This window comes from Synechococcus sp. EJ6-Ellesmere, assembly GCF_024345875.1.
GTDB lineage: Bacteria > Cyanobacteriota > Cyanobacteriia > PCC-6307 > Cyanobiaceae > Regnicoccus_A > Regnicoccus_A antarcticus.
Genome location: NZ_JAGQBY010000193.1, coordinates 1 through 5,199, shown reverse-complemented (window position 1 = coordinate 5,199; position 5,199 = coordinate 1). Strand labels below are relative to the sequence as shown.

The following is a 5,199-nucleotide window of genomic DNA, read 5'->3' as shown; positions in this document are numbered from 1 at the left end:
GCTGGCCGCGGCCGTGGCCGCCTGCGGGGAGGGCGACGTGGACGGGGATGTCGCAGCGGCTTGTCCGGCAACTGGGCTGGGAGAAGCAGTTCCAGTGGCTGTACCTGCGGCGGCAGGCGTGGCCGGTGCGCCGAAACTGCCGGAGAGCCGCTCACCCAGCGGTGTGCCGCTGCAGCCGGCCAGGCAGGAGAGGAGGACAGCCGCCAGCCCCACCTGGCTCAGGCCACGGGCGAGGGGCCGGGCCATCAACTCTGGCCGGCCTGGATGATCCGCACCGCGCTGGCCCTTGGGCGACCGGTCTTGGTGGTGGAGGGGATCTTGGGCTTGGTGGCGGCGTCGGCTTTGGCTTTGGCCTTGGGCTGAGCTTTCGGCTTGGCCTTGGACGCGGTGGTGCTGGCTTTGCTGGCGGCGGCTTTCGTCGCAGCGGTCTTGCCGGTCTTGCCCTTGCCGCTGGCGGCCTTGGCAGCCAGCAACTCCACAGCCTGCTCGATGGTGATGGCCTCGGCGCCCATGCCCTCGGGCAGAGAGGCGTTGACCTTGCCCTGCTTCACATAGAGGCCGTAGGGGCCATCGAAGACCTGGATGGCTTCACTCGCTCCCTCGGGGGTGCCCAGATCCTTCAGGGCGGTGCGCCCACCCCGACCACGCTTGGGCATGGCCAGGAGCTCCAGGGCCCGGGAGAGGCCCACCACCAGCACATCGTCCTCGGCCTTGAGCGAGCGGTAATCCTTTTCCCCCTTGCCCTTGTCGTGCACCACATAGGGGCCGAAGCGCCCCAGGCCCGCCTGCACCTTGCCGCCCTCTGGGTGCTCCCCCAGCAGCCTCGGCAGCCGCAGCAGGCCGAGGGCATCCTCAAGACTGAGCTCGTCAGGTTTGATGCCCTTGGGCAGGGAGGCCCGCTTCGGCTTGGGGATCTCATCGCTCGCCTGGCCCCGCTGCAGATAGGGGCCGTACTGACCGAAGAGCAGGTAGATGGCCTCGCCGGTTTCCGGGTCGACGCCGATGGACTCGGGACCTTCGCTCTTCTGGCGGAGGATCAGCTCAGCCTGCTCGCCGTCAAGTTCTGCCGGGGTGATCTCCTGGGGCAGGGTGGCCTTGATCAGCTCTTCGCTGCCGTCGTCGGCCACCTTTTTGGCCTCGAGGTAGGCACCGAAGCGGCCAATCCGCACCACACAGGGGAGACCCTCCAGCTCGATCGTGCGTGAGACGGTGGGGTCGATGTCGTCCTCCCGCTGCTGCACCTGGGTTTCCAGGCCCTTCTCCCCCTTGTAGAAGTCGGTGAGGTAGGGGAGCCACTCCAGCTTGCCGGTGGAGATCTCGTCCAGGCTCGACTCCATCCGAGCGGTGAAGCTGGTGTCCACCAGGTCGGGGAAATGGCCCTCCAGCAGAGCGGTCACGGCAAAGGCCGTGAAGCTGGGGGTCAGGGCATGGCCCGCGAGAGTGGCGTAGCCCCGATCGACGATCGTGCCGATGATGCTGGCGTAGGTGGAGGGGCGGCCGATGCCTTCCTTCTCCAGCATCTTCACCAGGGCAGCCTCGCTGTAGCGCGCCGGCGGCTGGGTCTGGTGGCCAAGGGCTTCGACCCCGGCGCAGGCTGGCCGATCATCGACGGCCAGGGAAGGCAGAAGCACCTCCTGGCCTTCGAGGGCGGCGTCTGGATCGTCGCTGCCCTCCACGTAGGCCCGGAAGAACCCCGGAAAGTCGATGCGCTTGCCGCTGGCGCGGAAGCTGGCTTCAGCCACCTGCAGCTCCACGCTCAGCATCGTCAGCCGCGCCTCGGCCATCTGGGAGGCCACCGTGCGCTTCCAGATCAGCTCGTAGAGGGCCAGATCCTTGCCATCCAGGCCAGTGTCCCTGGGGGTGCGGAAGGCATCGCCAGAGGGCCGGATCGCCTCGTGGGCCTCCTGGGCGTTGCGGGCCTTGGTGGTGAATTGGCGTGGAGCCGGGCTCAGATACTCGGTCCCGTACTTCTCGCTGACGCAGGCGCGGGCGGCGTTGATCGCCTGATCGGAGAGATGCACCGAGTCGGTGCGCATATAGGTGATGAAGCCGCGCTCGTAGAGCCCCTGGGCGGTGCGCATGGTGTCGCGGGCCGAGAGGCGCAGCTTGCGGTTGGCCTCCTGCTGCAGGGTGCTGGTGGTGAAGGGCGGCACCGGCTTGCGCGTGGTGGGCTTGGCCTCCACCTCCGCCACCCGCCAGGGCTGGCTGAGCACCGCTTCGCGCAGGCTGCGGGCTTCCGATTCCTCCAGCAGGCGCACCTTGCTGCCGGCCTTGAGAGCACCGGTGGTTTCATCGAAGTCGGAGCCCCCGGCGATCTTCTCGCCAACCACATGGGTGAGCCTGGCCTCGAAGCCACTGCCGTCATGCTCCAGGCGGGCCTTGAGATCCCAGTAGGAACCGCTGCGGAAGGCCCGGCGGGCCCGCTCCCGCTGCACCAGCAGCCGCACCGCCACCGACTGCACCCGACCGGCGGAGAGGCCCCAGGCCACCTTCTTCCAGAGCAGGGGCGAGAGGGTGTAGCCCACCAGCCGATCCAGGATGCGGCGAGTCTCCTGGGCATGGACCAGCTCCATGTCCAGATCACGGGTCTCCTCAAGGGCGCGTCCGATCGCCTCCTTGGTGATCTCGTGAAACACCATCCGCTTGACGGGCACCTTGGGGTTGAGCAGCTGCTGCAGGTGCCAGCTGATGCTCTCCCCCTCCCGGTCCTCGTCGGTGGCCAGCAGCAGCTGATCGGCGCCCTTGAGGGCCTCCTTCAGCTCCTTGACCACCTTTTTCTTGTCCTTCGGAACCACGTAGAGCGGTTCGAACTGGTGGGCGGTGTTGACGCCGAGGTTGGCCCACTTCTCGCCCTTGTGGGCAGCCGGAATCTCACTGGCGTTGTTGGGCAGATCACGCACGTGTCCCATCGACGCCTCGACCCGGAAATCCTTCGGCAGGTAGCCGCGGATGGTGCGGGCCTTGGTGGGGCTCTCGACGATGACCAGCGTGTGCGCCACAGGCAGGCATAAACCGATCCCCTCTTTATCGCATCGGGGGGCCACCCTGCCGAACAAGGCCACAAACAAGCCCTGCCATCGCGGCTACAGTCCGCGTCATCACGCCCTGCCATAGACCAGTGATGACGGTGTTTTGCGCCCTGGCCGGTGGAGGAGCCCCGGTCATCACGGCCCTGCAGCTCAACGCCGGTGCCATCGCACCCGAGACCGCCGTGCTGGTGGCCCTGCTGGCCTGCCTGCTGGTCGATCTGGCCGGGGAGGAAGCCGCCAGCCGCTGGGTGCCGCCCATCTGTTACGGAGGCCTGAGCACTGCCCTGGTGCTGCTGGCCCTGCAGTGGAACGCACCCCTTGAGCCCTCGTTCCTTGGCTCCTTCCTGGCCGACAACCTGGCGATCGCCTTCCGCGGCGTCGTGGCCGCCTCCACCCTGCTTTCCCTGCTGATCAGCTGGCGCTATGTGGAGCGCAGCGGCACGCCCGTGGGTGAATATGCCGCGATTCTGCTGGCGGCCACCCTGGGGGCGATGTTCCTCTGCGGTGCGACCGATCTGGTGAGCATCTTCATCTCACTGGAAACCCTCTCGGTCTCCAGCTACCTGCTCTCCGGCTACATGAAGCGGGATGCCCGCTCCGGGGAAGCCGCTCTCAAGTACCTGCTCGTGGGTTCAGCCGCCGCGGCGGTGTTCCTCTACGGCGCCTCGCTCCTCTATGGCCTGACCGGCGGTGAAACCAGCCTGGAGGCGGTGGGCCTGGCCCTACAGACCAGCGCCACTCCCGTCACGGCCCTGGCCCTGGTGTTCGTGCTGGCCACGGTGGCCTTCAAGATCGCGGCAGTGCCCTTCCACCAGTGGACTCCAGATGTTTATGAGGGCTCGCCGACCCCAGTGGTGGCGTTCCTCTCGGTGGGCTCAAAGGCGGCAGGTTTCGCCCTGGCCCTGAGGCTGCTGGTGGGCTGCTTCGAGAGCTTCGATGCCCAGTGGAAGGTGCTGTTCACGGTGCTGGCAATCCTGAGCATGACCCTGGGCAACGTGGTGGCCCTGGCCCAGACCTCGATGAAGCGGATGCTGGCCTACAGCTCGATTGGTCAGGCCGGATTCGTGATGATCGGACTGGTGTGTGGCACCGAGGACGGCTACGCCGCAATGGTGCTCTACATGGCGGCCTATCTGTTCATGAACCTGGGCGCTTTCGCCTGCATCATTCTCTTCTCCCTGCGCACCGGCAGCGACCGCATCTCCGATTACGCCGGTCTTTATCAGAAGGATCCCCTGATCACCCTTGGGCTGAGCCTCTGTCTGCTCTCCCTGGGCGGAATCCCGCCGATGCTCGGGTTTTTCGGCAAGATCTATCTCTTCTTCGCCGGCTGGGCCGACCAGCAATACCTGCTGGTCGTGGTTGGTCTGATCACCTCGGTGGTGTCGATCTACTACTACATCTCTGTGATCAAGATGATGGTGGTGAAGGAACCCCAGGAAGCTTCAGATGTGGTGAAGGCCTACCCGGAGATCAGCTGGAGCCTCGTTGGAATGCAGCCCCTGCGGGCCGCTCTGGTGGGCTGTGTTCTGGTGACCGCCGTCGGTGGAATCCTCTCCAATCCGTTGTTCACCTGGGCCAATGCGGCTGTGTCGGGCACACCGATGCTTCAGCACGCCATCGCGGCCAGTGAATCCGCCGCCGCCGCCCTGGGATGAGCGGCTTGAGCGCACCGGCCTCCTCAGTTCTCCACAGCACCAACGCGTTGGCTCCGGGCGAACCGGTCGCTCGCCTGGAGCATGTCAGCAAGATTTACGGCTCCGGTGACACGGAGGTTCGTGCCCTCGACGATCTCTGCCTCACGGTCGATCCGGGCGATTACCTGGCGGTGATGGGCACCTCAGGTTCGGGCAAAAGCACGGCCATGAACATCATTGGCTGCCTGGATCGCCCCACTTCCGGCAGCTATCTGCTGCGGGGGATTCCGGTGGAGCAGCTCGATGACGATGCCCTGGCGGACCTGCGCAACCGCAGTCTCGGCTTCGTCTTCCAGCAGCTCCACCTGCTACCGCACATGAGTGCGCTCGACAATGCGATTCTGCCGATGGACTACGCCGGCATCCCCGCCAAGGAGCGTCGTGAACGGGCCGTGGCAGCCCTCGAGAGGGTCGGCCTTGCTCAGCGGCTGAACAACAAGCCCAACGAGCGCTCAGGAGGACAGCAACAACGG

At 66.2% G+C, this 5,199-nt stretch carries 3 protein-coding genes and 1 pseudogene; 2 read left to right on the top strand and 2 right to left on the bottom strand.

Annotated features, from left to right (window positions below; translation table 11 throughout):
• Positions 1-246: pseudogene (locus tag KBY78_RS15915) on the bottom strand (hypothetical protein); the annotation flags it as partial.
• Complete coding sequence (topA, locus tag KBY78_RS15910) at positions 246-2,999, bottom strand: type I DNA topoisomerase (RefSeq protein WP_255144448.1); 2,754 nt, start codon at positions 2,997-2,999, stop codon at positions 246-248. The pseudogene KBY78_RS15915 and the gene topA, both read right to left, overlap by 1 nt.
• Positions 3,000-3,121: 122 nt before the next feature.
• Between topA and KBY78_RS15905 the strand changes: the two genes are divergently transcribed.
• Positions 3,122-4,687: an NAD(P)H-quinone oxidoreductase subunit N gene (locus KBY78_RS15905; protein ID WP_006170275.1), complete on the top strand. Its 1,566-nt coding sequence runs from the start codon at positions 3,122-3,124 to the stop codon at positions 4,685-4,687.
• Positions 4,684-5,199, top strand: a 516-nt coding sequence (locus KBY78_RS15900; protein WP_255144447.1) for an ABC transporter ATP-binding protein, incomplete at its 3' end; no start/stop codon positions are given. The genes KBY78_RS15905 and KBY78_RS15900, both read left to right, overlap by 4 nt.

Bases quoted from the DNA above. Each gene is read 5' to 3' on its own strand.
- KBY78_RS15905 (WP_006170275.1), top strand. From the start codon at position 3,122: ATGACGGTGTTTTGCGCCCTGGCCGGTGGAGGAGCCCCGGTCATCACG.